The 26,736-nt window shown below is 72.3% G+C and carries 25 protein-coding genes; 5 read left to right on the plus strand and 20 right to left on the minus strand.

Annotated features, from left to right (window positions below; genetic code table 11):
* Positions 1 to 3 precede the first annotated feature (3 nt).
* A complete protein-coding gene (locus BLQ62_RS14340) occupies positions 4 to 1,062 on the plus strand; it encodes an alpha/beta hydrolase family protein (protein ID WP_068534005.1) in 1,059 nt (352 codons plus the stop codon).
* Positions 1,063 to 1,115: 53 nt separating this feature from the next.
* A complete protein-coding gene (gdhA, locus tag BLQ62_RS14345) occupies positions 1,116 to 2,459 on the plus strand; it encodes an NADP-specific glutamate dehydrogenase (RefSeq protein WP_068568628.1) in 1,344 nt (447 codons plus the stop codon).
* Positions 2,460 to 2,466: 7 nt separating this feature from the next.
* On the opposite strand, the gene BLQ62_RS14350 is transcribed toward gdhA, so the two are convergent.
* Entirely contained in the window at positions 2,467 to 4,287 is a 1,821-nt protein-coding gene (locus tag BLQ62_RS14350; RefSeq protein ID WP_231857743.1) for a neutral/alkaline non-lysosomal ceramidase N-terminal domain-containing protein, read from the minus strand.
* A gap of 109 nt (positions 4,288 to 4,396) precedes the next feature.
* Between BLQ62_RS14350 and BLQ62_RS14355 the strand changes: the two genes are divergently transcribed.
* Positions 4,397 to 4,624, plus strand: a complete 228-nt coding sequence (locus tag BLQ62_RS14355; RefSeq protein WP_133298608.1) for a hypothetical protein — start codon at positions 4,397 to 4,399, stop codon at positions 4,622 to 4,624.
* A gap of 13 nt (positions 4,625 to 4,637) precedes the next feature.
* Here the strand turns inward: BLQ62_RS14355 and BLQ62_RS14360 are convergent, their stop codons facing one another.
* The gene (locus tag BLQ62_RS14360; RefSeq protein ID WP_068534012.1) at positions 4,638 to 5,210 is read right to left on the minus strand and encodes an ester cyclase; all 573 of its coding nucleotides are present in this window, start codon (positions 5,208 to 5,210) and stop codon (positions 4,638 to 4,640) included.
* A gap of 62 nt (positions 5,211 to 5,272) precedes the next feature.
* On the opposite strand from BLQ62_RS14360, the gene BLQ62_RS14365 reads away from it, so the two are divergent.
* A complete protein-coding gene (locus BLQ62_RS14365) occupies positions 5,273 to 5,947 on the plus strand; it encodes a TetR/AcrR family transcriptional regulator C-terminal domain-containing protein (RefSeq protein WP_068568923.1) in 675 nt (224 codons plus the stop codon).
* Here BLQ62_RS14365 and BLQ62_RS14370 read toward each other — a convergent pair whose 3' ends face one another.
* From BLQ62_RS14370 to pyrR, 15 genes are all read right to left on the minus strand, one after another.
* Positions 5,948 to 7,939, minus strand: coding sequence for a primosomal protein N' (locus BLQ62_RS14370; protein ID WP_176582430.1), 1,992 nt, complete (start codon positions 7,937 to 7,939; stop codon positions 5,948 to 5,950). It abuts the gene before it with no gap.
* 17 nt (positions 7,940 to 7,956) lie between these two features.
* Positions 7,957 to 9,180 carry a methionine adenosyltransferase gene (gene metK, locus BLQ62_RS14375; protein WP_068534014.1) on the minus strand — a complete coding sequence of 408 codons (1,224 nt, stop codon included), beginning with the start codon at positions 9,178 to 9,180 and terminating at the stop codon, positions 7,957 to 7,959.
* A 40-nt stretch (positions 9,181 to 9,220) separates the two neighbouring features.
* Positions 9,221 to 10,459, minus strand: coding sequence for a bifunctional phosphopantothenoylcysteine decarboxylase/phosphopantothenate--cysteine ligase CoaBC (gene coaBC / locus BLQ62_RS14380; RefSeq protein ID WP_068568630.1), 1,239 nt, complete (start codon positions 10,457 to 10,459; stop codon positions 9,221 to 9,223).
* A gap of 12 nt (positions 10,460 to 10,471) precedes the next feature.
* The gene (gene rpoZ, locus BLQ62_RS14385; RefSeq protein ID WP_068534019.1) at positions 10,472 to 10,744 is read right to left on the minus strand and encodes a DNA-directed RNA polymerase subunit omega; all 273 of its coding nucleotides are present in this window, start codon (positions 10,742 to 10,744) and stop codon (positions 10,472 to 10,474) included.
* 68 nt (positions 10,745 to 10,812) lie between these two features.
* A complete protein-coding gene (gene gmk, locus BLQ62_RS14390; protein ID WP_082756902.1) occupies positions 10,813 to 11,409 on the minus strand; it encodes a guanylate kinase in 597 nt (198 codons plus the stop codon).
* Positions 11,410 to 11,415: 6 nt separating this feature from the next.
* The gene (mihF, locus tag BLQ62_RS14395; protein ID WP_068520860.1) at positions 11,416 to 11,730 is read right to left on the minus strand and encodes an integration host factor, actinobacterial type; all 315 of its coding nucleotides are present in this window, start codon (positions 11,728 to 11,730) and stop codon (positions 11,416 to 11,418) included.
* Positions 11,731 to 12,053: 323 nt separating this feature from the next.
* A complete protein-coding gene (locus BLQ62_RS14400) occupies positions 12,054 to 13,265 on the minus strand; it encodes a cation:proton antiporter (protein ID WP_068568631.1) in 1,212 nt (403 codons plus the stop codon).
* Positions 13,262 to 13,744: a cation:proton antiporter regulatory subunit gene (locus BLQ62_RS14405; RefSeq protein WP_068534023.1), complete on the minus strand. Its 483-nt coding sequence runs from the start codon at positions 13,742 to 13,744 to the stop codon at positions 13,262 to 13,264. Before BLQ62_RS14405 ends, BLQ62_RS14400 begins: the two co-directional genes overlap by 4 nt.
* Positions 13,745 to 13,785: 41 nt before the next feature.
* Positions 13,786 to 14,580, minus strand: a complete 795-nt coding sequence (gene pyrF, locus BLQ62_RS14410; protein ID WP_068568634.1) for an orotidine-5'-phosphate decarboxylase — start codon at positions 14,578 to 14,580, stop codon at positions 13,786 to 13,788.
* Positions 14,577 to 17,942 (minus strand): carbamoyl-phosphate synthase large subunit, encoded by a 3,366-nt coding sequence (gene carB / locus BLQ62_RS14415; protein ID WP_068568636.1) that lies wholly within the window; start codon positions 17,940 to 17,942, stop codon positions 14,577 to 14,579. The genes pyrF and carB overlap by 4 nt, the downstream gene beginning before the upstream one ends.
* A complete protein-coding gene (gene carA, locus BLQ62_RS14420; protein WP_068568638.1) occupies positions 17,942 to 19,066 on the minus strand; it encodes a glutamine-hydrolyzing carbamoyl-phosphate synthase small subunit in 1,125 nt (374 codons plus the stop codon). Before carA ends, carB begins: the two co-directional genes overlap by 1 nt.
* On the minus strand, positions 19,067 to 19,492 hold the full coding sequence (locus BLQ62_RS14425; protein WP_068534198.1) for a PH-like domain-containing protein: 426 nt from the start codon (positions 19,490 to 19,492) through the stop codon (positions 19,067 to 19,069).
* Between the two features lie 62 nt (positions 19,493 to 19,554).
* A complete protein-coding gene (locus BLQ62_RS14430) occupies positions 19,555 to 20,868 on the minus strand; it encodes a dihydroorotase (protein ID WP_068568640.1) in 1,314 nt (437 codons plus the stop codon).
* Between the two features lie 55 nt (positions 20,869 to 20,923).
* Positions 20,924 to 21,880 carry an aspartate carbamoyltransferase catalytic subunit gene (locus BLQ62_RS14435; RefSeq protein ID WP_068568642.1) on the minus strand — a complete coding sequence of 319 codons (957 nt, stop codon included), beginning with the start codon at positions 21,878 to 21,880 and terminating at the stop codon, positions 20,924 to 20,926.
* Positions 21,877 to 22,551: a bifunctional pyr operon transcriptional regulator/uracil phosphoribosyltransferase PyrR gene (gene pyrR, locus BLQ62_RS14440; RefSeq protein WP_269451340.1), complete on the minus strand. Its 675-nt coding sequence runs from the start codon at positions 22,549 to 22,551 to the stop codon at positions 21,877 to 21,879. The genes BLQ62_RS14435 and pyrR overlap by 4 nt, the downstream gene beginning before the upstream one ends.
* On the opposite strand from pyrR, the gene BLQ62_RS14445 reads away from it, so the two are divergent.
* Entirely contained in the window at positions 22,550 to 24,547 is a 1,998-nt protein-coding gene (locus BLQ62_RS14445; protein WP_160126309.1) for an FAD-dependent oxidoreductase, read from the plus strand. The genes pyrR and BLQ62_RS14445 overlap by 2 nt on opposite strands.
* A 4-nt stretch (positions 24,548 to 24,551) precedes the next feature.
* On the opposite strand, the gene nusB is transcribed toward BLQ62_RS14445, so the two are convergent.
* The 3 genes from nusB to BLQ62_RS14460 are packed head-to-tail and all read right to left on the minus strand — an operon-like array spanning position 24,552 to position 26,711.
* Positions 24,552 to 25,049, minus strand: a complete 498-nt coding sequence (nusB, locus tag BLQ62_RS14450; protein WP_068534036.1) for a transcription antitermination factor NusB — start codon at positions 25,047 to 25,049, stop codon at positions 24,552 to 24,554.
* Positions 25,050 to 25,613, minus strand: a complete 564-nt coding sequence (gene efp, locus BLQ62_RS14455) for an elongation factor P (RefSeq protein WP_068534038.1) — start codon at positions 25,611 to 25,613, stop codon at positions 25,050 to 25,052.
* Positions 25,614 to 25,628: 15 nt separating this feature from the next.
* Complete coding sequence (locus BLQ62_RS14460; RefSeq protein WP_068534040.1) at positions 25,629 to 26,711, minus strand: M24 family metallopeptidase; 1,083 nt, start codon at positions 26,709 to 26,711, stop codon at positions 25,629 to 25,631.
* Between the last annotated feature and the right edge of the window lie 25 nt (positions 26,712 to 26,736).

Below are 26,736 nucleotides of genomic sequence, written 5' to 3' on the forward strand. Positions count from 1 at the left end.
GACGTGCAGCTCGCGCGCGCCCGGCGGCCGCTGATCGGCGCCGCCGTCTGCCTTTCCGTGCTCTTCGGCACGGCGTGCACCCCCACCGTGCAGAACGGGGCGGGTGCACCCTCGTCGTCGGCGCCCGCGGCGCCGTCCGTGTCGTACCCGCCGGTCAACCCCGCGACGCTGGTGGGCAAGTTCCCCGTCACCCAGCCGCAGCGCATCGTCTACCCCGTGCCGGACGGCGTCTCCGACCCCGAGCAGAACTACGGCGAGCTGTACCTGCCTGCCAACCCGGCGATCGCGCAGAACCCGTCGGGCGGCCCGCTGAGCGCCCGCACGGCCATCGAGTTGCCCGACCGGATCCCCGTCGTGGTGCTGCTGCACGGCGGCGGCTGGCGCACGCCGTCGGCCGCGGGGTCGATGTCGGAGATGGCCCGCTCCCTGGTCAGCCACGGCGTGGCGGTGTGGAACGTCGAGTACCGGCGGATCGGCGCCGGCGGCGGCTACCCCATCACGCTCACCGACACCGCCGCGGCGATCGACTACCTGCAGACGGTCAAGGCGCAGTACGCACCGAACCTCGACCTCGACGACGTGGTCGTCGCCGGGCACTCGGCGGGCGGCCAGCTCGCCGTCTGGGCCTCCGCCCGATCGATGCTGACGCCGGGCGCGATGGGCAGCGTCCCCGCGGTCACCCCGGCCGCCGTGGTGTCCATGGGCGGCGTGCTGGACATGCGTCGCGCGGTCGCCGACGGCAACGTCAACACCCGCCTGTTCCTCGGCCTGCCCGACGAGTTCCCGCAGCAGTTCGCGGTGGCCGACCCGATCCAGAACATCAACCCCCAGGTCCCGGTGACGTGCTTCAACGGCACCGCCGACCGCATCGTCCGGCCCGCCGGATGTGAAGCCTTCATCACCGCTCTGCGTGCCAAGGGCGGCCGTGGCGAGACCGTGCTGCTGCCCGGCGCGGGCCACAACATCTACCTCCCCTCGCAGTCCCAGAACCGCTACTGGCCCGTGGTCCAGAAGGCGATCCTGGGTTACATCGACGAGTTCCGGCCGCGCGGGGGGCGGTGATCCGTTCCTCGACGACGAGGCGGATCGAACGGCTGGAGAGAAGGGAACGTGTGATGGCGCACGCAGAAACCACCTTGGACGGGCTGTACAGTGAAGTGCTGCACCGGAATCCGGGTGAGACCGAGTTCCACCAGGCGGCGAAGGAAGTTCTCGAGAGCCTCGCCCCGGTGGTGACCAAGCACCCCGAGTACGTCGACGCGGCCGTCATCCGCCGCCTCTGCGAGCCGGAGCGCCAGATCATCTTCCGTGTGCCGTGGCAGGACGACCAGGGCAACGTCCAGCTCAACCGCGGCTTCCGCGTCGAGTTCAACTCGGCCCTCGGCCCGTTCAAGGGCGGCCTGCGCTTCCACCCGTCGGTCTACCTCGGCATCGTCAAGTTCCTCGGCTTCGAGCAGATCTTCAAGAACTCGCTCACCGGCCTGTCCATCGGCGGAGGCAAGGGCGGCTCGGACTTCGACCCCAAGGGTCGCAGCGACGGCGAGATCATGCGCTTCTGCCAGTCCTTCATGACCGAGCTCTACCGCCACATCGGCGAGTACACCGACGTCCCCGCGGGCGACATCGGCGTGGGCGGCCGCGAGATCGGCTACCTGTTCGGCCAGTACAAGCGCATCACCAACCGCTACGAGTCGGGCGTCCTCACCGGCAAGGGCCTGACCTGGGGCGGCTCGCAGGTGCGCACCGAGGCCACCGGGTACGGCGCGGTCTTCTTCCTGAGCGAGATGCTCAAGACCCAGGGCCAGTCGTTCGACGGCAAGCGCGTCGTCGTCTCCGGCTCCGGCAACGTGGCGGTCTACGCCACCGAGAAGGTCGAGCAGCTGGGCGGCACCGTCATCGCCTGCTCCGACTCGTCGGGCTACGTGGTGGACGAGAAGGGCATCGACCTCGAGCTGCTCAAGGACGTCAAGGAGCGCCGTCGCGCCCGCATCGACGTCTACGCGGCCGAGCGCGGTGCGATCTTCGTGCCGGGCGGGTCCGTCTGGGACGTGCCGTGCGACATCGCGCTGCCCTGCGCCACCCAGAACGAGCTCGACGGCGACGCCGCCGACCGGCTGATCAAGAACGGCACGTCCTACGTCGCCGAAGGTGCCAACATGCCGTGCACCCCGGACGCCGTGAAGCTCTTCTCCGAGGCCAAGGTCGCGTTCGCCCCCGGCAAGGCGGCCAACGCCGGCGGCGTCGCGACCAGCGCGCTGGAGATGCAGCAGAACGCCTCGCGCGATTCCTGGTCCTTCGACTACACCGAGGACCGCCTCGCCGACATCATGCGCGGCATCCACGACCGCTGCCTGGAGACCGCCGACGAGTACGGCAGCCCGGGCGACTACGTCACCGGCGCCAACATCGCGGGCTTCATCCGCGTCGCCAACGCGATGCTCGCGCTGGGCGTCGTCTAGTCGCCCGTCACCGCACCCGGAGCGGCCCGGTCCACACGTAGTGGCCGGGCCGCTCCTGTGCGTAGCCCACCCGGTACACGCCGGTCGGCAGCTCCCGTACCGTCACCGCGGCCGTGAAGGCGCCGGCGCGTCGGGTCCACGACAGCTCGGTCGACGGGGCGTCGTCGTCGGCGACGAGCGTCCAGGCGTCGCCGTCGCGCCGCTCGACCCGCAGGTAGCTCTCCGGGATCACCCGGTTCGGGTGCGGGCACGCGAATTCGACGGTGAGCCGTCCGTCCGGGCCGGGCGTGTGCACGGCCGTCACCCGGACCGGGCGGGGACGGCTGAGCACCGTCGAGCCCGACGGTGACCCGAGCCTCCCGGGACGCTGCCGGGGCGGGGGCGTCCCCCGCTCGCTCGGGCGGGGGACGGCCATGTCGGCGGCCAGGCGCTGCGCCGCCTCGACGAAGGCCGCGAGCTCGTTGCGCCCGAACACGGTGCTGCCCGCCTCGTAGCGCTGCGCGTCGTACTCCTCCGGGGTGGTGAGGTAGTGCGCGTAGCCGTTGGCGTAGCCCTGCACGAGCACGTCGCCGGCGTCGATCCCGGCCGCCGCCGCGACGGCGTCCCGCAGCCGGGCGCCGGCCGTCACGGTGACCTCGACGGGCACGCAGAGCAGGTGCAGCTCCCCCAGCCGGACCAGTTGCACCGGCAACCGTTCCTGGACCCATCCCAGCGCGCCGACCGGGAGGAACATCTCCTTCGGCGCCTGCCGGGCGGCCAGCTCCGGGCGGCGGCGGTAGAGCGCGCGACTGATCGCGCCGATGCGGTTGCCCGGTCCCTGATGGAACGCCGGGGAGCCCAGACCGTCGGAGGTGCCGGCGGCGAAGGCCGCGCCGAGCACGGCGCGGCCGGTGGGGCCGGCGGCCGTGTGCGCCGCGCCGAAGTCGACGTGGGTCAGTCGGTGATCGACCACCGGGGCGAGGTCCCGGCCCGGGCCGGCGGCGAGCCGTCGCGCCGCCGCGAGCTGGCGACGGCCGATCTCGGCGGTGTTCTCGCGCTCGTCGTCGGTGGGACCGTGCCCCGCCGCGCCACCGAGGTTCGGTGACATGTCGCCGGAGTTGGTCTGTGCGAAGGCCGCCACGAAGTCCGGATGCCGCGTGCGCTGCGCGGCCTCCCACGCCGCGGCCGCCCAGCCCTTGTTGTCGGAGCTGATGAGGCGGTTCCCGTTGCCCATCGACGTGCAGTGCACGGCGAACCACTCGATCGCGGCGCGCAGCTCGCCGTCGCGCTCGATGCGCAGCAGGGTCACGGCGGGGTCGATCCGGCCCGGGAGGCGGTCGCGGTCCGGGTTGCGGTCGAACGAGCTCGCGCTGCGGTTGACGGAGGCGTCGTGCAGCTCGCCGCGCGCGAGCGAGAGCCGCGCGGGCGCCAGGGCGGCTTCGGCGTCGAGGACGGCGCGCACCACCCCGTCGACGAGCCGGTGGAAGGTGCGCCGGTGCCGGCCGAGGGTGGTGATGTTGTAGAGCGCGTGCCGGCCGTGGCCGCCCGGACCGCAGTGCGTGTGGGTCGCCGTGAGCACGACGTTCGCGGCGGAGAGCCGCCCGCCGGTGACGGCGGCGAGCCGGTCGGTGATCTCGTCGACGGCGGCCTGGAAGAACATGCCGATGTCGGCGACCACGACGGCGACGCGCTGCTCACCGGCGGCGACGACGACCGCGCGCGCCCACTGCCGGCTCAGCAGCCCGCGGCCCCGCTGGCCCGGCATGCCGTACCCCATCAGGCCGACGCCCCACGGCTCGCCCGTGATGTCCGCTTTCGCCCAGCCCGTCCGCATCGTCGTCTCACTCACCGGTACGAGGGTAGAACCCGGGCTGCGCTCCGGCGTCGACCGGCGTAGGGTCGGCCCCGCGATGAAGGAACGGTCGCCCTCCGAACGCCGCCGAGCTCAGGACTTCGACATGCGCACTCTCGCAACCATCGTGGCCACCGCCGCCATCTCCTTCGCCGGTTCCGGTCTCGCCCTCGCCGCGGACGAGCCCGACGCGCCGACCGCGACGAGCGAATCCGCGGACTCCCCGCGCGAGGTCGGCGCGACCGCAGAGGGGGCCTCCGACCCGCGGTCCGACCCCGAGTACTCGCCCTCGGACGAGATCCTCGTCGTGGGCCCGGTCGGCTCCGAGGAGTGAGCCGGCGCGGGACTCAGTCGTCCAGCCGCGGCGGCACGGTGTCCGTGAGCCGCGCGTCCGGTGCGCCGCCCGCGGTGCGCAGCGCCCCGACGACCACCCGCGCGAGCGTGAGCAGCCCCTTCGGGCTGCGCGGGTTCAGGCCCGAGATCAGCTGGCGCAGTACGGTCAACTGGTCGAAGTAGATCCGCTCCGCGACCAGCCTCTCCTGCTCGTCGAAGACGAAGTAGGCCGTCATCCTGGTGCGGTGCCGCCCACCCGTGGGCGGGATCGCGCCGAGCCGGCCGCGCTGGGTCCCCAGTAGCCAGAACTCGACGATGACCGCGTCCACGCTGTGCCGCAGGGCGATCAGTTCGTGGTCCTGATCGGGGAACGCCGTGCGGGTCTGCGCGTAGTAGCCGCGCACCGCGTCGTCGCCGTCGTGGACCGCCATCGGGGCGATGAGCTCGTAATGCGGGTGCGGGAAGGTCGCGAGTGTGGCGTCCCAGTCCTGGCGCACCTCGTCCCGGAAGTGGTCGAGCACGAGTCGCTCGCGGGCGCGGAGCACGGACTCGGGCGGCATCACGAAGCGGGAGCTGTGGGCGATCATGCGAGGATATTACCCACACCGTGGATAATGTGGAGTGCCGAAGGTAGGGAATGATGGGGTTCATGACCACTGAGCGCCCCCGCCGCGGCCGCCCCGCCCTGGGTGCGCCGAAGCTGAGCCGCGCCGCGGTCGTGGACGCCGCACTCGCCCTGATCGACCGCGACGGTGTCGCCGAGGTCGGCATGCGCTCCATCGCGCGACATCTGTCCGTCGATGCGAAGAGCCTCTACAACCACGTCCGGGACAAGGACGACCTCCTCGACGCCGTCACCGAGCACCTGCTCCGGTCGATCGTGGTGCACGTGCCCACCGGCGACCTGCGCACCGATCTGGCGGGGATCGCGCACGCCTTCCGCGCCGCCGCCCAGGCCCATCCCCGGGCCGCGACGCTGGTGCTGACCCGGCAGGTGCAGTCCGTCGCCGCCCTGGCGCCGACGCAATCGATCCTCGACGTGCTGCTCGCGGCCGGCTTCGCGCCCGCCGAGGCCGTGCACCTCCTGCGTTCGCAGCTCGCCGCGCTGATCGGCGCACTGCTGCGTGAGTTCGAGGCGGCCCCCACGTTCGGGATGACCGACGCGGAGGCGATCGCGCGCCGGGAGGCGAGCCTCGCGGCCTGCGGACTGCCGGCGGTCCAGGCCGTCGCCCCGGAACTCGCCCGGTTCGACGCGGACGCCGAGTTCGAGTACATGATCGGGCTCTCGATCAGCGCGGTCGAGGCCCGGCTCCCCCGTCGCTGATCAGCCGATCCGCAGCGGGTCGATCTGGATCCGCACGGGATCGCCCTCCCGCCGCAGGCTCCGCCCGACCTGCGCCTGGAACAACGCGTGCGCGAGGGCGCGGCCGTCGCGCCGTGCCACCCGCACCAGCAACCGCTGCGGCGGCGGGCCCGTATCGCTCGCGCCCGGGATCCGCACCCCGGGCGGCAGGTCGACGGGGCCGAGCACCTCGGCACCGTCGGGCAGCGCGGCGGCGTCCACGACAGCCCGGATGTCGCCCTCGGCACCGTCGAGCGCCGCGAGGTGGGTCGCCGGAGGGAAGCCGACCTCGGCGCGTTCGGCGAGCTCCGCGGCGGCGAAACCGGCCGCGTCCCAGCGGATCAGCGCCTGCACCGCGCGGATCCCGGCGTCCGCGCCGCACACCACCGCCCCGTCGGCGGCCACGAGCGCGGTGGCGTTCATCCAGCGGCGCAGCGTCTCCTCGGCCGCGCGCAGGTCGGCCCGTCCGAGCAGCAGCCAGCCGTCGAGCAGCAGCGCCGCGCCGTAGCCGCCCTCGACGACGGGCTCGGCGCCGGGCGTGGCGACCACGATGCGGCGACCGCCGGGCGCCTCGGCGAGCACCGTCGCGCCGCCGGAGACCGTCACGGCCGCCCCGGGGAAGGCGCGCCCGAGCTCCTCGGCGGTGCGCATGGCCCCGATGATGACCGCCCGCACCGTCGTCCCGCCGCACGCCGGACACCGGTATCCCGGATCGGCCTGCGCGCACCAGCGGCAGCGCAGCACTCCCCCGTCCGCCTGCTCCAGGGGCCCGTGGCACCGCCGGCAGCGCGCGGGCGTCCGGCACCGTTCGCACGAGAGCGCCGGCGCGTAGCCGCGGCGCGGCACCTGCACCAGGACGGGTCGCTCGGCGTCGAGGGCCTCGCGCGCGGCGGCGAAGGCGGCCGCGGGCAGGCGCGCCGACCGGGCCAGCGGATCGCGCGCGAGCGCCACGTCCGAGTCCGCGGTCCCCGCGATCCGGGGCGAGCGACTGCGCACCAGCTCGCGCGGCGCCGTGATCTCCGCGGCCCAGCCCGCCTCGACGAGAGCCTGCGATTCGGGGGTGCGGGCGAAGCCGCCGATCACCAGGGCTGCGCCCTCCTGGTGCGCGCGCAGCGCCAGCACCTCGCGCGTGTGCGGGTAGGGGGCGCGGGGCTCGACGAGCGACTCGTCGCCGTCGTCCCACAGGACGATGAGGCCGAGATCGGGCAGCGGCGCGAACGCCGCGCTGCGGGTACCGATGACGAGCCGGGCGCGGCCGAGCAGGGCGAGCAGCCAGCGCCGGTACCGCGCGGAGGGCCCCAGGCCCGCGGCGAGGACCGCGGGGTCCAGGTGCGCGCACGCGGCCGCGAGCCGATCGAGGTCCGTCTGGTCCGGGACGATCAGCAGCGCCGTACGACCGGAGGCGACGACGGTGGCGGCGAGCTCGGCGAGGCGGGCCGCCCAGTCCTCGCCGGGAAGGGCCTGCCAGACCGCCCGCGGGGCCCGGCCCGCGACCGCGGCCGCCGCGAACTGCCCGCCGTGGGTGTACTCGCCGAGAACCGCCTCGGGGACGTCCGGCGGCGTGGGCGCGACGGGCTCCTGCTCGAGGAGGGTCTTCTCGACCCGGGCGTGCCGCGGCGGGATCGCCAGCCGCAGCACGTCGGCGCGTGTCCCCGCGTACCGGACGCCGACCTCGGTGATCAGGCGCAGCACCGGCTCGGTGAGCACGGGGAGCGGCGAGACCACGCGGTGCAGGGACGCGAGCCTGCCCTCGTGTTCGGTGCGCGGGAGCCGCTCGAGCAGGTAGCCGTCCACCAGCCGGCCCGAGAACCGCACGCGGACGCGGACGCCGGGCTGCGCCTGGGCGTCGAGATCGGGCGGCACGAGATAGTCGAACTCCCGATCGAGGTGGCTGACCTGCAGCAGGGGCAGGATCCGGGCGATCGGGAGTTCGACGGCCGCTTGTGCGGCCTCGGCGGGGCCGGGTGCGGTCACACCGGTGGAGGCGGGTGTCAGAGGCCGGCCGCGGCGCGCAGGGCGTCGACGCGATCGGTGCGCTCCCACGGCAGGTCGATGTCGGTGCGGCCGAAGTGCCCGTACGCCGCAGTGGGCGCGTAGATCGGGCGCAACAGGTCCAGCTCGTTGATGATGGCGCGCGGGCGCAGGTCGAAGACCTGGGCGATGGCCTGCTGGATCTTGATCGGGTCGAGCTGCTCGGTGCCGAAGGTCTCGACGAACAGCCCCACCGGTGCGGCCTTGCCGATCGCGTAGGCGACCTGGACCTCGATGCGCTCGGCCAGGCCCGCGGCGACCGCGTTCTTGGCCACCCACCGCATCGCGTACGCGGCCGAGCGGTCCACCTTCGACGGATCCTTGCCGGAGAAGGCGCCGCCGCCGTGGCGGGCCATGCCGCCGTAGGTGTCGACGATGATCTTGCGGCCCGTGAGGCCCGCGTCGCCCATCGGGCCGCCGAGCACGAACTTCCCGGTGGGGTTCACCAGCAGCCGCACCTCGGAAGTGTCGAGGCTGGGCAGGTTCAGGTCGGCGATGACCGTGTCGAGCACGTGCGAGCGCAGGTCGGGCGCGAGCATGCCGTCGATGTCGATGTCGGCCGCGTGCTGGCTCGAGATGACCACGGTGTCCAGGCGCACGGGCTGCTCGCCCGCGTACTCGATGGTCACCTGGGTCTTGCCGTCCGGACGCAGGTACGGCAGCGTGCCGTTCTTGCGGACCTCGGTGAGCCGGCGCGAAAGGCGGTGGGCCAGCGAGATCGGCAGCGGCATCAGCTCCGGGGTGTCCGAGCAGGCGTAGCCGAACATCAGGCCCTGATCGCCCGCGCCCTGCGCGTCGATCTCGTCCTCGCCGCCGTCGACGCGGTGCTCGTAGGCGCGGTCCACGCCCTGGGCGATCTCGGGGCTCTGCGCGCCGATGGCGATGTTCACGCCGCACGAGTTGCCGTCGAAGCCCTTGGCCGAGCTGTCGTAGCCGATCTCGAGCACCTTGTCGCGCACGATGTGCGGGATGTCGGCGTAGGCGGAGGTGGTCACCTCACCCGCGACGTGCACCTGTCCGGTGGTGACCAGGGTCTCCACGGCGACGCGCGAGGAGGGGTCCTCCGCCAGCAACGCGTCCAGGATCGAATCGGAGATCGCGTCACAGATCTTGTCCGGATGGCCTTCGGTGACCGACTCACTGGTGAACAGGCGATGGGCGGAGCTGGCGGAACCGGAAACCACTTCGGACGTCCTCTCGATCACTTTTGCGATGGGGAAAAATCTAGCGGGTGGCGTGCACCCGCGCGGCGGCGGCATCCAGTATGCGCGCGGCCATCGCGGTCTTGGAGCCGAGGGGCAGGGCGCTCTCGCCGCCGTCCGCCCCGAGCAGCCACCCGGAGTTCTCGTCGACCTCGAAGGCCCGGCCGTCGCCGACGGCGTTGAGGACCAACAGATCACAGCCCTTGCGCCGCAACTTGGCCCGGCCGTAGTCGAGGACCGTGCCACCCTCGTCGCCGGTCTCGGCCGCGAAGCCGACGATGACCGACTCGGAGCGCAGGGCGCCCTCCCGGCGGGCGGCGACCAGGCCGGCCAGAACGTCGGGGTTTTCGATCATGGTGATCGATTCCAAGGCCTCGCTACGGCCGTCCGCGCCCTTCTTGAGCTTGGTGGTGGCGACGTCGGCGGGCCGGTAGTCGGCGACGGCCGCGGCCATGATCACCAGATCCGCGTCGGCGGCGTGCTCGGCCATGGCGGCCTGCAGATCGAGTGCGGAGGCGATGCGCACCACCTCGACCGCGGACGGGTCCGCGAGGCCGACGGTGTTGCCGGCGACCAGCGTGACGCGGGCGCCGCGTTGCGCGGCGAGCCGGGCCAGCGCGTAGCCCTGCTTGCCGGAACTGCGATTGGTCAGGTAGCGGACGGGGTCGAGCGCCTCCTTGGTGCCACCCGCCGAGACGACGACCTTCCGCCCCTCGAGGTCGCGCCGCAGGGCGCCGGGGTGCTCGAGCAGTACGTCGGCCAGCGCGCCGATCTCGTCGGGTTCGGGCAACCGGCCCGCGCCGGTGTCCGCACCGGTGAGGCGGCCCGAGGCGGGCTCGATCACGACGGCGCCGCGCTCGCGCAGGGTGGCGACGTTGGCGCGGGTGGCGGGGTGCTCCCACATCTCGGTGTGCATCGCCGGGGCGAAGACGACCGGGCAGCGCGCGGTGAGCAGGGTGCCCGTGAGCAGGTCGTCGGCGCGCCCCTGGGCGGCGCGCGCCATCAGGTCCGCGGTGGTGGGGGCGATCACGACGAGGTCGGCGTTCTGTCCGAGCCGCACGTGCGGGACCTCGGGGACGGACTCGAAGACCCCCGTCTGCACGGGGTTGCCCGACAGCGCCTCGAAGGTCGCCGCGCCGACGAACTTGAGCGCGGACTCGGTGGGGATGACCCGCACGTCGTGCCCGCGCTCAGTGAAGTGCCGGACCAGAGCGCACGCCTTGTAGGCGGCGATGCCGCCACCGACACCGACGATGATCATGTGGCCGTCAGCTCACTCGCCCTCGGTGTGCTCCAGGAGATCCTCGTGGATCTCACGCATCGCGACCGACAGCGGCTTCTCGTGCAGGCCCGGCTCGACGAGGGGGCCGACGTACTCGAGGATGCCGTCGGAGAGGCTGTTGTAGTAGTCGTTGATCTGGCGCGCACGCTTGGCCGCGTAGATCACCAGGGCGTACTTCGAGGAGGTGCGCTCGAGCAGCTCGTCGATCGGCGGGTTGGTGATGCCGAGCGGCTGGTCGTACACGGTCTCAGTGGTGGTGCTCACGCGTCTCCTACGTCACAAAGTTCATGAATTCGCTTCATCGGCCAGTCTACGCGCTGGGCGCGACCGGGCTACGCCCGCTTGTCGCCGGCGCCGACCAGCAAGGATACCAAATCTGACACCGCGCGGTCCAAGTCGTCGTTCACGACGACCGCGTCGTAGTCGTCGCGGGTGGCCATTTCGGCCCGCGCGGTCTCGAGCCGGCGCGCGATCTTCTCCGCGCTCTCGGTGCCGCGGCCGCGCAACCGGCGCTCGAGCTCGTCCCAGCTCGGGGGACTGAGGAAGACGGTCACCGCTTCGGGCAGCGCCGCTTTGACGCTGGCCGCACCGGCCAGGTCGACCTCCACGAGAACGGGGCGCCCGGCCTCGAGCGCCTCGTAGACCGGGCGGGCCGGCGTGCCGGAGCGCTGCAGCCCGCCGTGGATCTCCGCCCACTCGAGCAGGTCACCGTCGGCGATCAGGCGATCGAAGCCCTGGTCACCGACGAAGTGGTAGTCCCGGCCGTCCACCTCACCGGGGCGCGGATCGCGCGTGGTGGCGGAGACCGAGAAGAACAGGTCGGGCACCTCCGAGCGGAGACGGCCGACCACTGACGACTTACCGACGGCGGAGGGGCCGACCAGTACAACCAGTCGGCCCCTCCGGCCCGCGGGAATTTCTCCGGACACTACGTGTCAGGCGGAGAACTTCTCGAGCAGCGCCTTGCGCTGCCGGTCGCCCAGACCGCGCACGCGGCGGGTGGGGGCGATCTCCAGCTCGGTCATGAGCTCCTGAGCCTTGACCTTGCCCACCTTGGGCAGGGCCTCGAGCAGGGCCGAGACCTTCATCTTGCCGAGGACCTCATCGGTCTCGGCGTCCTTCAGCACCTGCTGCAGGGTGGTGCCGCCGCTCTTCAGTCGGTTCTTCAGCTCGGCGCGTGCGCGGCGAGCGGCAGCTGCCTTCTCCAGAGCAGCGGCGCGCTGCTCGTCGGTCAACTGGGGAAGGGCCACGATTCCTCCGTCTTCGATGTACTAGGTCTTTGCCGCGTACTTGCGACTCCTGCGACGGTACCCACGTTTCGCTCGGGATGGGAACCCCACCCCCCTCTCACCTGCGGTTTGGCGGTGCTGTAGGCGTCCTCGCGGCACGACGGCGCCACCACACTTCCGACGCTCGCGTTGCAATCGAGAAGCGTTGTACCGCAATGCTTTCAGAACGTTTCGATCGCGCCGAAGTCGATCCACGGCTGTGACAGGTGAAACTCATGTGACCTGCGAAAATACCTGGACCCCGCAACCGCGCCGGGCGTGTCGCCGGTGGCGGCGCACGGCGCTCATCCCGCGGGCGGCGCCGGCGTCGCCCGCACGCGCGCCGCTACCCGCTCCCCCAGCCGCACCGCGGGCTCGACGAACCGAGCGATGATCGGGCCGAGCACGGCCATGATCAGGACGTACGTGGTCGCCAGCGCGGCCACGCGGCCGTCCACCGCGCCCGCCGCGACCGCCAGGCCGGCGATGACGATCGAGAACTCCCCGCGCGCCACCAGGGCCGCGCCGGCCCGCGCGCGGCCCATGCGCTTGACCCCCACGCGCCGGGCCGCCCACCACCCGGTGACGAGCTTGGTCGCCGTGGTCGCGATCGCGAGGAGGACCGCCCAGCCCAGTACCGGCGGGATGGCCCGCGGATCGGTGTTCAGGCCGAAGACCACGAAGAACAGTGCCGCGAACAGATCGCGCAGGGGCTCGAGCAGCCGCGTCGCCTCGTGCGCGATCGACCCCGAGATCGCGATCCCGAGCAGGAAGGCGCCGACGGCCGCCGACACCTGCAGGGCGGAGGCGACGCCCGCGACGAGCAGGGCCGCACCGATCAGCTTGAGCAGGAAGACCTCGCGGTCGTCGCTGTAGACGAGCGCCGAGACGCGGTGGCCGTACTTCACGGCGGAGATCAGCACGACGCCGACCACCACCACCGCGATGGTCACCGCGGAGACCTCACCGGCGAGGCCCAGTCCCGCGAGAATGGCGGTCAGGATCGGGAGGTAGACCGCCATCGCGAGGTCCTCGAAGACCAGCACCGACAGCACCACGGGCGTCTCCCGGTTGCCGAGGCGCCCGAGGTCGCTGAGCACCTTCGCCGCAATACCCGAGGACGAGATGTAGGTGACGCCCGCGAGCACCAGTGCGCCCGTCGGGCCCCAGCCCAGGACCAGCGCCACGACGACGCCGGGAGTGGCGTTGAGAACGATGTCGAGGACGCCGGCCAGCCAGGACTGGCGCAGCCCGGTGATCAGCTCGGTGGCGGTGTACTCCAGCCCCAGCATGAGCAGCAGGAGCACGACGCCGATCTCGCCGGCGGTGTGGCTGAACTCGCTGGCCTCGCCGAGCGGGATCACCCCGCCGACGCCGAAGGCCAGGCCGCCGATGAGGTAGAGCGGGATCGGCGAGATCCCGAACCGGCTCGCGGTGCGCCCGAGGAAGCCCAGTGCGAAGAAGATCGCGCCCAGCTCGATCAGGGCGACAGTGTTCTCGTCGAGGTGGAGCGTCACCCGTTCGACAGGATCTGCGCGGCGGCCTCGATGCCCTCGGCCGTTCCGACCACCACCAGCAGATCACCCGCCGTGAAGACGAATTCGGGCCCCGGCGAGGGCTGTACCTCACCGGCGCGCATCACCGCGACGAGCGAGACCTTGGTCCGGGTCCGCATCTGGGTCTCCCCCAGCGTCCGCCCGTCGTAGGGAGAACCCGCCAGGATCGGCAGCTGCCGGGTGTTGATCCCCTCGAGCTCGCGCTGCTCGGAGCGCAGCTGGTTCACCAGCTGCGGCGCGCCCAGCAGGTTGGCGAGCACGCCCGCCTCCTCACCGGAGAGCGGGACCTGCGCCGCGCACGCGTCGGGATCGTCGCGTTCCGAGAGGAACAGTTCGACGGTGCCGTCGCGGTGCGCCACGACTCCCACGCGCCTGCCGGTGCCGAGTTCGAAGTCCTTGCGCACCCCGATGCCGGGGAGCGGTGTCACATCGACGTTCACGTCCCCGACGATAGCCCCCGGGGCAACGGCCCGCGACGGGCTCAGCCGAGCGCGCGCTCGACCTCGTCGCGCACCGTCAGCGCCGCGGATCGCAGCGCCGCGGTGTCCGGCCCGGCGGCGAGCACCTGTCGCGAGGAGTTGGGCAGCACCGTCGCGCCCGCGCCGAAGATCGACGCCAGATCGGCCGGGGTGGCGCCCTGCGCCCCCAGTCCGGGCGCCAGGATCGGGCCGTTCAGCCCGTCGAGGTCGAGCCCGTGCTCGCGGGTCGCGCCCACCACGAGTCCGACGGTGCCGCTCCCGTCGGCGTTGTCCGCCCGGGCGTCGTCGACGATGCGCTGGCCGACCCCGTCGGCCTGGACCTGCGCGCCCTCGGGGTTGGAGGTGCGCGCTAGCACGAAGACGCCGCGCCCGGCGGCGCGGGCGGCGTCGATCGCCGGCCGCAGGGAGCCGTAGCCGAGGTACGGCGAGAGGGTGACGGCGTCGGCGGCCAGCGCCGAGTCGCCGAGCCAGGCGCGCGCGTAGCCGGCCATGGTGGAGCCGATGTCGCCGCGCTTGGCGTCGGCGATCACGACCGCGCCGGCCTCCCGACAGGCGGCCATGACCTCCTCGAGGGCGAGCATGCCGGCGGCACCGAACTGCTCGAAGAAGGCGACCTGCGGCTTGATGAAGCCCACCTCCCCCGCGAACGCCTCGGCGCAGCGCAGCCCGAACGCGCGCACACCGGCGGCGTCGTCCGACAGGCCCCACGCGGCGAGCAGCGGCGGGTGCGGGTCGATGCCCACCACCAGCCGACCGCGCGCCGCGACGGCCTCGGCGACCCGGGCCGCGAAGGTCACCGGTTCACCAGGGCCGCGTGCATGTCCTGCAGGCTCTTGACGCCGATGCCGCCGCGCAGCGCCGCCTCGATGCCCTGCACGGCCGCCGAGGCGCCCTGCACGGTGGTCACGCACGGCACGGAGGCCTGCACGGCGGCGGTACGGATCTCGTAGCCGTCGATGCGCGGGCCGGCGTTGCCGTACGGGGTGTTGATGATCAGGCCCACCTCGCCGGCCTTGATCTTCTCCACGATCGACTGTTCGCCCTCGGGGATGACGTCCGAGTGCTTGAGCACCGTCTCCACCTCGACGCCGTTGCGGCGCAACACGTCCGCGGTGCCCGCGGTCGCCACGATGGTGAAGCCGAGGTCCGCGAGTCGCTTGACCGGGAAGATCAGCGCACGCTTGTCCTTGTTCGCGACGGAGACGAAGACGTTGCCGGTCGCGGGCAGCGAGCCGCTGATCGCGGTCTGCGACTTGGCGAACGCCGTGCCGAAGTCGCGGTCCACGCCCATCACCTCGCCGGTGGACTTCATCTCCGGGGAGAGCAGGGAGTCCACCCCGGTGCCGTCGGCGCGGCGGAAGCGGTTGAACGGGAGCACCGCCTCCTTGACCGACACGGGTGCGTCGATCGGCATCTGGGAGCCGTCGCCCTCGGCGGGGAGGATCTGCTGCTCGCGCAGCTCGGCGATGGTCTGCCCCAGCATGACCCGGGCGCAGGCCTTGGCGAGCTGCACCGCGGTGGCCTTGGACACGAACGGCACGGTGCGCGAGGCGCGCGGGTTGGCCTCGAGCACGTAGAGCACGTCGTCCTTGAGCGCGTACTGCACGTTCATCAGGCCGTGCACGCCGATGCCGCGGGCCAGCGCCTCGGTGGCGGAGCGCACGGCGTCGATGTCTGCGGGTCCCAGCGTGGTCGGCGGCAGCGAGCAGGCCGAGTCGCCGGAGTGGATGCCGGCCTCCTCGATGTGCTCCATGATGCCGCCGATGAACACCTCGCCGGTGGCGTCGCACAGGGCGTCGACGTCGATCTCGACGGCGTCCTCGAGGAAGCGGTCCACCAGGACCGGGCGGTCGGGGGCGAGCTCCGTGGCGCGCGAGATGTAGTCGAGCAGCGCCTGCTCGTCGTAGACGATCTCCATGCCGCGGCCGCCGAGCACGTACGAGGGGCGCACGAGCACCGGGTAACCGATGCCGGCGGCGACCTCGCGGGCACCGTCGGCGGTGGTGGCGGTGCCGAACTTCGGCGCCGGCAGGCCCGCCTCGGTCAGCACCCGGCCGAACTCGCCGCGGTCCTCCGCCAGGTCGATCGCCTCGGGCGAGGTGCCGACGATGGGCAGGCCCGCAGCCTTGAGGCGGGCTGCCAGGCCGAGCGGCGTCTGCCCGCCCAGCTGCACGATGACGCCGATCACGCCGGGGCCGCCCTCGCCGGAGGCCTGCTCCGAGTGGTAGACCTCGAGCACGTCCTCGAAGGTCAGCGGCTCGAAGTAGAGCCGGTCCGCGGTGTCGTAGTCGGTGGAGACCGTCTCGGGGTTGCAGTTGATCATCACCGTCTCGTAGCCCGCCTCGCTCAGCGTGAGCGCGGCGTGGACGCACGAGTAGTCGAACTCGATGCCCTGGCCGATGCGGTTCGGGCCGGAGCCGAGGATGAGCACCTTGGGCCGATCCGTCTGCGGGGCCACCTCACTGGTGGCCGACGGGTCGAGCTCGTAGCTGCTGTAGTGGTACGGCGTCTTCGCCTCGAACTCCGCGGCGCAGGTGTCGACCGTCTTGTAGACGGGGCGGACGCCGTGCTCGTGGCGGAAGGCGCGGACCTCGTCCTCGCTCGTGCCGCGCAGCTCGGCGATCTGCAGGTCGGAGAAGCCGTGGGTCTTGGCCAGCCGCACCAGGTCCGGCGTCAGGTCCGCGTCGCGCACCTGCGCGCCGAGGTCGATGACGGCCTTGATCTCCTCGAGGAACCAGGGGTCGATCGCGGTCGATGCGAAGACCTGCTCGACGGTGGCGCCCAGCTCGAAGGCGCGCCCGATCAGGTAGAAGCGGCCGTCCTTGGGGACCTTGATCTGCTCCAGCAGCTCCTGGAGCGTGGCTCCGTCATCGAGCCCGCTCGCGGTGCTCCCGGCGCTCCCGACGGTGGCGCCCGTCCAGAAGCCGTGGCGCTTGGTCTCCAGCGAGCGCATGACCTTGCCGAAGGCCTCGGCGAAGCTGCGGCCCAGGCTCATCGCCTCGCCGACGGACTTCATCGTGGTGGTGAGGGTGTCGTCGGCGCCCGGGAACTTCTCGAAGGCGAAGCGCGGGGCCTTGACCACCACGTAGTCGAGCGTCGGCTCGAAGCACGCCGGGGTCTCGCCGGTGATGTCGTTGAGGATCTCGTCGAGCGTGTAGCCCACGGCGAGCTTCGCGGCGATCTTGGCGATCGGGAAGCCCGTGGCCTTGGACGCGAGCGCCGAGGAGCGCGAGACGCGCGGGTTCATCTCGATGGTGACGAGCCGGCCGTCGCGCGGGTCCTGGGCGAACTGGATGTTGCAGCCGCCGGTGTCGACGCCCACCTCGCGGAGGATGGCGATCGACTGGTCGCGCATGATCTGGTACTCGCGGTCGGTGAGCGTCATCGCGGGGGCGACGGTGACCGAGTCGCCGGTGTGCACGCCGACGGGGTCGACGTTCTCGATCGAGCAGACGACCACCACGTTGTCGCGACCGTCGCGCATGAGCTCGAGCTCGTACTCCTTCCAGCCGAGGATCGATTCCTCGATCAGGACGTTCGCCGTCGGCGAGGCCGCGAGGCCGGAGCCCGCGATGCGGATCAGGTCGGCCTCGTCGTAGGCCATGCCGGAGCCGAGGCCGCCCATGGTGAACGACGGCCGCACGACGACCGGGTAGCCGAGCTCGGCGACGGTCTCCTTGCACTCGTCGAGGGTGAAACACACCTTGGAGCGGGCCGATTCGCCGCCGATCTTGGCGACGATGTCCTTGAACTTCTGCCGGTCCTCACCGCGCTGGATGGCGTCGAAGTCGGCACCGATGAGGTTGATGCCGTACTTGTCGAGGATGCCCTGCTCGTGCAGGCCGACCGCGGCGTTGAGCGCGGTCTGGCCGCCGAGGGTGGCGAGCACGGCGTCGATCGGGAAGCCCTTGTCGCGCTCGGCGACGATGACCTTCTCGATGTACTCGGGCGTGATCGGCTCGATGTAGGTCGCGTCGGCGAACTCCGGGTCGGTCATGATCGTCGCCGGGTTCGAGTTGACCAGCGAGACGCGCAGGCCCTCGGCGCGGAGCACGCGGCAGGCCTGGGTGCCCGAGTAGTCGAACTCGCAGGCCTGGCCGATCACGATCGGGCCCGAGCCGATCACCAGGACGTGCTGGATGTCTGTGCGGCGCGGCATTACTTGTCTCCCATGATCTGAGCGAACTTGTCGAAGAGGTAGGCGGCGTCGTGCGGACCCGCCGCGGCCTCCGGGTGGTACTGGACCGAGAAGGCGCGGCCGTCGAGCAGCTCGACGCCCTCCACGACCCCGTCGTTGGCGCACACGTGGCTGACGCGGCCGCGGCCGAACGGGGTGTCGAACTCGGCGCCGCGCTCGCCCTCGAGGGCGAAGCCGTGGTTCTGCGCGGTGATCGAGATCCGGCCGGTGGTGTGCTCCACGACAGGGATGTTGATCCCGCGGTGGCCGAACTTCATCTTGTACGTCTCGAGCCCGAAGGCGCGGCCGAGCAGCTGGTTTCCCAGGCAGATGCCGAACAGCGGCAGGCCCGCGTCGAGCACTCCGCGCGTCAGCTCCACCTCGTGCTCGGCGGTGGCGGGGTCGCCGGGGCCGTTGGAGAGGAAGAAGCCGTCCGGGTTGAACGAGCGCACCTCGTCGAGCGTGATCGTCGAGGGCACCACGTGCACCCGCATGCCGCGCTCGGCGAACATCCGCGGCGTGTTGGTCTTGATGCCCAGGTCGACCGCGACCACGGTGAAGCGGGGATCGCCCTCGGGCTCGATGGTGTACGCCTGCGCGGTGGAGACCTCGCCGATGAGGTTCTGCCCCTTCATCGACGGCTGCGCGCGCACCCGGTCGAGCAGCTCGGCGTCGGGCGCGAGCGCCTCGCCGGAGAAGATCCCGGCGCGCATGGAGCCGTGGTCGCGCAGGCGGCGCACCAGGGCACGGGTGTCGATGCCGCCGATGCCGACGACGCCCTGGTCCACCAGCTCGCCCTCGAGGGTGCCGCTGGCGCGCCAGTTGCTCACGCGGCTGGTGGGATTGCGCACGGCGTACCCGGCGACCCAGATCTTGTCGCCCCGGGACTCGTCGTCCTCGTCGTTCCAGCCCGTGTTGCCGATCTGCGGGGCGGTCGCCACCACGATCTGCCGCGCGTACGACGGGTCGGTCAGGGTCTCCTGGTAGCCGGTCATCGCGGTGCAGAACACCGCCTCGCCGAGGGTCTGGCCGACGGCGCCGTACTCGACCCCGCGGTGCACCGTTCCGTCTTCGAGAACCAGCAGTGCTTTGTTGTCGGCAGCCATCTAACTTTCCCTCACGTCCATCAGTTTTCGATACGTCGTCTTGTCGTCGGCGCGGAAGCCCGTGTCCACGACGGTGCCGGTGGGCAGCTCCCAGCGCAGTACCAGCAGGCCGTCGCCGGGCATGACCTTGCCCGCGAGCTTGGAGGCGCGGCGCACCTCGACCAGGTGCTCGTCGGCGATCCACATCGGGTTGCCCCGGCCGCGCTCCATCAGGTAGCCGTCCGCGTAGCGGCTCAGGTTCACCGTGGCCCGGTAGCCCCAGTCCCCCACCGCGACCCGGTCCTGCCAGTGCGGCGCGACGGTGCTGCCGACGTACACGCCGGAGACCGGGCCGAACACCAGCTCGCTCAGCTTCTCCGGCGTGCTGGGGATCTCGCCCACCGCGGCCGCCTGCCGGCGCCCGCGCCGGCGCCAGCCCAGCGCCATCAGCCCGAACAGGCCGGCCAGCACCACGAGCACCAGCAGCAGCGTGGCGAGGTCGCTGACGCTCACGCCCGCACCCCGGTCCCCGGCTCGGCGGCCACGCCGTCCCGCGCGGTCACCCGGCCGCGGAGCACCGTCAGCACCGGCTTGGCCCGGAAGTCCAGCTCGGCGAACGGGGTGTTGCGCGAGCGGCTGGCGAGGTCGTCCGCGCGCACCGTCCAGCCCAGGTCCGGGTCCACCAGCGTCAGGTTGGCGGGCTCGCCCACGCCGATGGGGCGTCCCTGGTCGTCGAGCCGGGCGATCTGCGCGGGCTTCTCGCTCATCACCCGGGCCACGTCGCGCCAGCTCAGGTCACCGGTCTCCACGGAGACCTGCGCGACGATCGCCAGCGCCGTCTCCAGTCCGAGCATGCCGGGCCGGGCGGCGGCGAACTCGCAGCACTTGTCCTGCTCGGCGTGCGGCGCGTGATCGGTGGCGACGCAGTCGATCACGCCGTCCCGCAGCGCCTTCCGCAGCGCGGCCACGTCGGACGCCTCGCGCAGCGGCGGGTTGACCCGGTTCACCGCGTCGTAGGTCTGCAGGCGCGAGTCGTCGAGCAGCAGGTGGTGCGGCGTCACCTCGGCGGTGATGTCGATGCCCTGGCCCTTCGCCCAGATCAGCAGCTCGACGGTGCCTGCCGTGGAGGCGTGGCAGATGTGCACGCGCGCACCGGCGTCGCGGGCCAGCAGCGCGTCCCGGGCGACGATCGCCTCCTCGGCGGCGCGGGGCCAGCCGGTGAGGCCGAGGCGCGCGGCCTCGGGGCCCTCGTGCGCCACGGCGCCCTGCGTCAGGCGCGGCTCCTCGGCGTGCTGGGCGATGACGACGCCCAGCGAGGCCGCGTACTCCAGTGCGCGGCGCATCAGCAGCGGGTCGGAGACGCACACGCCGTCGTCGGAGAAGATCCGGACGCGGCCGGGACCGGCGGCCATCATGCCCATCTCCGCGAGCTTCTCGCCCCCCAGGCCGACGGTGACCGCGCCGACGGGGTGCACGTCGACGAGGCCGACCTCCCGGCCGCGCCGGTACACGTGGTCGGTGATCACCGCCGAGTCGGCGACCGGGCTGGTGTTGGCCATGGCGAAGACGGCGGTGTAACCACCGAGCGCCGCAGCGGCGGAACCGGATTCGATCGTCTCGGTGTCCTCCCGCCCGGGCTCGCGCAGGTGCGTGTGCAGATCGACGAAGCCGGGCAGCAGGACCTTGCCGCCGCCGTCGATCACCTCGGCGCCCTCGGCGGGCGCGAGACCGGCGCCGATGGCCGTGATCTCGCCGCCGGCGATCGCGACGTCGACCGGATCGCCCTCACCGTAGGGGCGGACGTTGGTGAGCAGCAGGCTCATTCGGGGCTACCTTCCTTCTGAGGAGATGGCAGGGTGGCACAGACGCGCGTCGCGATCACTCCGAGCCCCCGTCCTTGGCCAGCAGATGAAAGAGCACCGCCATCCGCACGTGCACACCGTTGTTGACCTGCTGCAGGATCGCGGCCTGCGCCGAGTCGGCCACCGAGTAGCCGATCTCCATGCCGCGCAGCATCGGTCCGGGGTGCAGCACCACCGCGTGCTCGGGCAGCAGCGCCGCGCGCTGCGGGTTGAGGCCGTAGCGCACCGAGTACTCGCGCTCGCTCGGGAAGAAGCCGCCGTTCATCCGCTCGGCCTGCACGCGCAGCATCATCACCGCGTCGGCGCCGGGCAGCTCGGCCTCCAGCGAATCGGCGACGGTGACCGGCCAGGTCTCGACGCCCACCGGCAGGAGCGTGCGCGGCGCGACCAGGACCACCTCGGCGCCGAGGGTGGACAGCAGCAGTGCGTTGGACCGGGCGACCCGGCTGTGCAGCACGTCGCCGACGATGACCACGCGCCGTCCCTCGATGCCGCCGAGCCGCTGGCGCAGCGTCAGCGCGTCGAGCAGGGCCTGGGTGGGGTGCTCGTGCATCCCGTCACCGGCGTTGACGACGACGGGGCCCGGCAGTCCGCCGAGCGCCGAGGCGGAGTTGGTCCACGCCGCGATCTGCTGCGCCGCACCGGAAGCGGGGTGGCGGACGATCAGCGCGTCGGCGCCCGCGGCGTGCAGTGTGAGCGCCGTGTCGCGCAGCGACTCGCCCTTGGCGACGGAGCTGCCGGAGGCGGAGACGTTGATCACGTCCGCGCTCATCCACTTGCCCGCCACCTCGAAGGAGACGCGGGTGCGGGTGGAGTTCTCGTAGAAGACCGTCATCACAGTGCGGCCCCGCAGCGTGGGCAGCTTCTTGACCTCGCGGCCGAGCAGCGCCTGCTGCAGCCGGTCGGCCTCGTCGAGGATCTCCTCGGCCTCGGCGCGGCTGAGGTCCGCGGCCGAGAGCAGGTGCCGGGTCACTGGTCGCCGCCCTTCGTCGTCGGGTCGCTCTCCGGCAGCTCGGAGATGACCACGGCGTCCTCGCCGTCCTTCTCCTGCAGCCGGACCTGCACGTCCTCCTGGCGGGAGGTGGGGATGTTCTTGCCGACGTAGTCGGCGCGGATGGGCAGTTGCCGGTGGCCGCGGTCGACGAGGACCGCGAGCTGCACCGCGGCCGGCCGGCCGATGTCGCGGAGGGAGTCGAGGGCGGCGCGCACCGTCCGCCCCGAGTACAGGACGTCGTCGACGAGGATGACCAGCGCACCGTCGACGCCCTCGGGCGGCACGGTCGTGCGCTCGAGAGGGCGGTGGGGTTTGTGCCGCAGGTCGTCGCGGTAGAGCGTGATGTCGAGGTGGCCGACGGGCACGGCCACGCCGGAGAACTCCTCGATGTCGGCCGCCAGCCGGGCCGCGAGAACCGCGCCGCGGGTGGGAATGCCGAAGATCACGACCCGGGGGTGAGCGGGATCCGCTCCGCCGCTCGCCTGCGCGGTGTCCAAAGCCGTCTTCTCGATGATCTGATGCGCGATCCGTGCCACCGTGCGGGTGACATCGGCCGCGGACATGAGTTCCCGAGCCACGTGGACCTCCTTCTCCGCCTCTCCGGACGGCTCGCTCCGCCTCGCTGGACGGACTGAAAAGGATGCCTTGATGCAGCACGAAGCATACCAGTACGTTCAGGTCATGGAATTGTCGACCAGGCAACGCACCACGCTGTCCGCCATCGTCGACGCCTTCGCCCCGGGAGACGGGGTGGCCATCCCGTCCGCGAGCGACCTACGGGCCGGTGACCTGGCCGTTTCCTATGCCGACCGCAGCCCCCGCGACAGCGACGGGGTCACGCTCTCGCAGTCGCTGTCGCTGTTCGACAACCGGGTGTTCTGCACCACCGTGCTGGGCACCCGCGGGCAGCGGTTCGCCGACCTCTCGCCCGCCGATCGCGAGCGCGTGCTCGTCGACCTGTCCCGGTCGCGCTTCGTCCAGAAACGGATGCTCTTCAAACGGCTGCGCAACATCGCCCTGCTCGCGTACTACGCGGCCGGCGGCGCCGACGGCGAGCACGGGCCCGGCGCCGAGCTGATGGCCGGGATCGGCTATCCGCGGCAGGCCCCGCTCCGCAAGCCCCGGGCCCGGGCGCTGCGCGCGCAGCGCCCCCTCTCCCCCGCACGCTACGAGATCGACGCCGCCACCGCGTGCGACGTGGTGGTGATCGGCTCGGGCGCCGGCGGCGCCGTGGCCGCCGCCGCGCTGGCGGAGGCCGGCCTCGACGTGCTGGTGCTCGAGCGCGGGGACTACGTCTCACCCACGGAGGCGGGCGATTCCGACCTCGACAGCCTGGGGCAGCTGTACGCGCCGGGCCCGTTCTGGACCGAGAACGCGCAGTCCTACCTGCTGACCGCGCGGTGCCTCGGCGGCGGCACCGCCGTCTCGTACGGCGGCTACTTCCTCCCGCCCGAGGAGGTGCGCGCCGACTGGGCCGCGCGCGGGATCGAGACCGGGCCCGCGCTCGACGCCGCGCTCTCCGAGGTCTGGCATCGCTCGGGGGTCGCCGAGGCGGCCGGCACCCCGTCGCCCCGCGATCTGATCCTGGAGAAGGGCTGCCGCGCGCTGGATCTGCCGGTGCGCACGGTCAGTCGCACCGACGACGCCGAGACCGACGGCCGCTGGGGCCCGTACAGCCGGGTCGCCGGCAAGCAGGACGCGAGCCGCACGTGGCTGCGCGACGCCGAGAAGAAGGGCGCCCGGATCGTGACCGGCGCGCAGGCCCGCTCGATCGAGACGCAGGGCGGTCGCGCCCGCACCGTCATCGCGCGCACCTCCGGCGGCTCGTGGCTGACGGTGCGCTGCAGCGCCGTGGTCGTCGCGGCGGGCGGGTTCCAGACGCCGGCACTGCTCGCCCGGTCGGGGATCGGCGGGCCGCACGTGGGCAAGCACCTGCACCTGCACCCGACGGCGACGGCCGTCGGCCTGTTCGGCGAGGCCGTCAGCCCGTGGGAGGGCGCACCGTCGACCCGCCTGAGCGATGCGCACGCGAACCTGGACGGCAACGGCTTCGGCGTGCGCTACGAGAGCGCGCCGCTCACGCCCGCGCTCGCCGCGAGCTTCGTCCCGTGGCGCAACCCCGTCGAGCACCTCAACGTGATGCGGCAGTTCCCGCACCTGTCGATCGTGCGCGCCGTGCTGCGCGACCGGGGCGCCGGCGAGGTCGTGATGGACGCGGCGGGCGAGCCGTCGGTGCGCTACGACCTGGCGGAGGCCGACCGGGCGCACCTGCGCACCGGCGTGGACACCGCGGTCCGGATCCTCGAGGCCGCCGGCGCGCGGCGGATCTTCACCGGCCAGCAGCGCGGTGGCGATCACGTGCCGGGCGACCAGGCCGTCGAGCAGTTCCTCGAGCGCTCGCACGCGGCCGGGTACGGCGTCGGCGAGATCGCCCTGGGCGCGCAGGACCCGATGAGCACCGCACGGATGGCGTCCTCGGAGCGGCGCGGCGCGGCGGACCCCGAGGGCGCGCTGTGGGACGTGCCGAACGTGGTGATCGCCGACGCCTCGATGCTGCCGACGGCGAGCGGGGTGCACCCCATCGGCGTGGTGCAGGCACTCGCCCTGCGCAACGCCCGCGCGCTCGCCGCCCGCCTGAAGGGGTAGCCGGCTACTCGGGGCGTTCGGCGGGCTCGGCCGCCGCGGCCGAACGCACCTGCGGCGCGAGCGTGGCGACCTTGCCCAGAACGCCGTTGAGGTACGTCGGCGACTCGTCGGTGGAGAGCTCCTTGGCGAGCTCGACCGCCTCGTCGACCACGACGGCCGGCGGCACGTCGACGGCGTTGAACAGCTCCCAGACGGCGATGCGCATGATCGCGCGATCCACGGCCGGCAGGCGCGCGAGCGTCCAGCCGGTCAGGTGCGAGGAGATCACGGAATCGATCTGGTCGCGGTCCAGGCCGACGCCGGTGACCAGCGTCGCGGTGTACTCGGAGACGGGCGCGACCGCCGCGTCGTCGGCGGCGAGCTGCCGCCGGTCCGCCAGCAGGCCGTCGAGGTCGGTGACGTCGCGCGCCTCCGCCTCGAACAGCAGGTCGACGGCGCGCTTGCGCGCCCGGTGTCGGGCGCCCGACTTCTTCGGGCGCCGGTTGTCAGACTGCTCGGGCACTTAGGAGTTCACGCGCCCCAGGTAGCTGCCGTCACGGGTGTCGACCTTGAGCTTGTCGCCGGTGTTGATGAACAGCGGGACGTTGATCTCGGCACCGGTCTCCAGCGTCGCGGGCTTGGTGCCGCCGGTGGAGCGGTCGCCCTGCAGGCCCGGATCGGTGTGCTGCACGACGTACTCGGCCGAGATCGGGAGCTCGACGAAGAGCGCCTCACCCTCGTGCATCGAGACCTGGACCTGCATGTTCTCCAGCAGGAACTTCGCGCCCTCGCCGACCTTGGCCTCGTCCAGGTTGATCTGGTCGTAGGTCTCGCCGTCCATGAAGACGTAGTCGGAGCCGTCGTGGTAGAGGTAGCTGAAGTCACGGCGGTCGACGGTGGCGACCTCGACCTTGACGCCGGCGTTGAAGGTCTTGTCGACCGTCTTGCCGGAGACGACGTTCTTGAGCTTCGTACGCACGAAGGCGGGGCCCTTGCCCGGCTTCACGTGCTGGAACTCGATGATCTGCCACAACTGGCCCTCCTGGTTGAGGACCAGGCCGTTCTTGAAATCAGCAGTCGATGCCACGGTGTGTCGATTCTCCTAGAGTGCGATCAAGTCTTTGGTGGTGCGCGTCAGCAGTTCCGGCCCGTCCGCACGGACCACGAGGGTGTCCTCGATGCGGACTCCACCACGACCCGGGAGGTACACACCCGGTTCCACGGTGACCACAGCACCGTCGGACAGTGTACCGCTGCCGAGTTTGCCCAGCGTCGGGGCTTCGTGGATCTGCACACCGACGCCGTGGCCGAGTCCGTGCAGGAACTGCTCGCCGTAGCCGGCGGCCTCGATCACGGCGCGCGCGGCACCGTCGATCTCCCGCACGTCCGCTCCCGGGACAAGGGCCTCGCGCCCGGCAGCCTGAGCGGCGCGGACCACGTCGTAGATCTCGCGCTGCCAGGCGGCCGGCTCACCGAGGACGAAGGTGCGGGTCTCGTCGGCGTGGTAGCCGCGATAGCGGGCGCCGAAGTCGATCTTGACGAAGTCGCCCGCCTCGAGCCACGCGGTCGTGGGCCGGTGGTGCGGGATCGCCGAGTTCGCCCCGGCGGCCACGATCGTCTCGAACGCGACCGCCTCCGCGCCGAATTCGTGCATCAGGTTCTCGAGCCGGCGGGCCACCTGGGCCTCGGTCACGCCCGGGCGGATCGCGCCCTCCGCCACGAGTTCGGCGAGGGCGCGGTCACTGATCGCGCAGGCCTCTCGGAGCAGGTCGATCTCGCCGTCGTCCTTGACCTCGCGGAGCGTCTCGACCAGGCGCGTCGTCGGGACCAGGTGCGCCTCGGGCGCGAGCCGGGCGTGGTCGGCGTAGCTCAGCGCCGTCGCCTCGAAGCCGACGGTGCCGCCGGCCTCCGCGAGGAGGGCCTTCGCGACGTCGCGCTCGATGATCGCGCGCAGGTCGCCGGACTGTTCGGCGACTTGGGTGAGGTAGCGGCCGTCGGTGGCGATGGCATCCCGCGCGGGGTCTGCCGCGATCAGCAGGGCGCCGTTGGAGCCGGTGAAGCCGGCGAGGTAGCGCACGTTGTCGAGGTCGGTGACCAGCAGGGCGTCGAGGGCGGGGTCGTGGCTCGCGAGCGCGGCGCGGAGCCGGTCGCGGCGGCGGGCGTGGTCGGCGGTGGTCTGCGGCATCCCTCCACGGTATCGCGGCGGCGGG

The organism is Tsukamurella pulmonis (assembly GCF_900103175.1).
Classification (GTDB): Bacteria; Actinomycetota; Actinomycetes; order Mycobacteriales; family Mycobacteriaceae; genus Tsukamurella; species Tsukamurella pulmonis.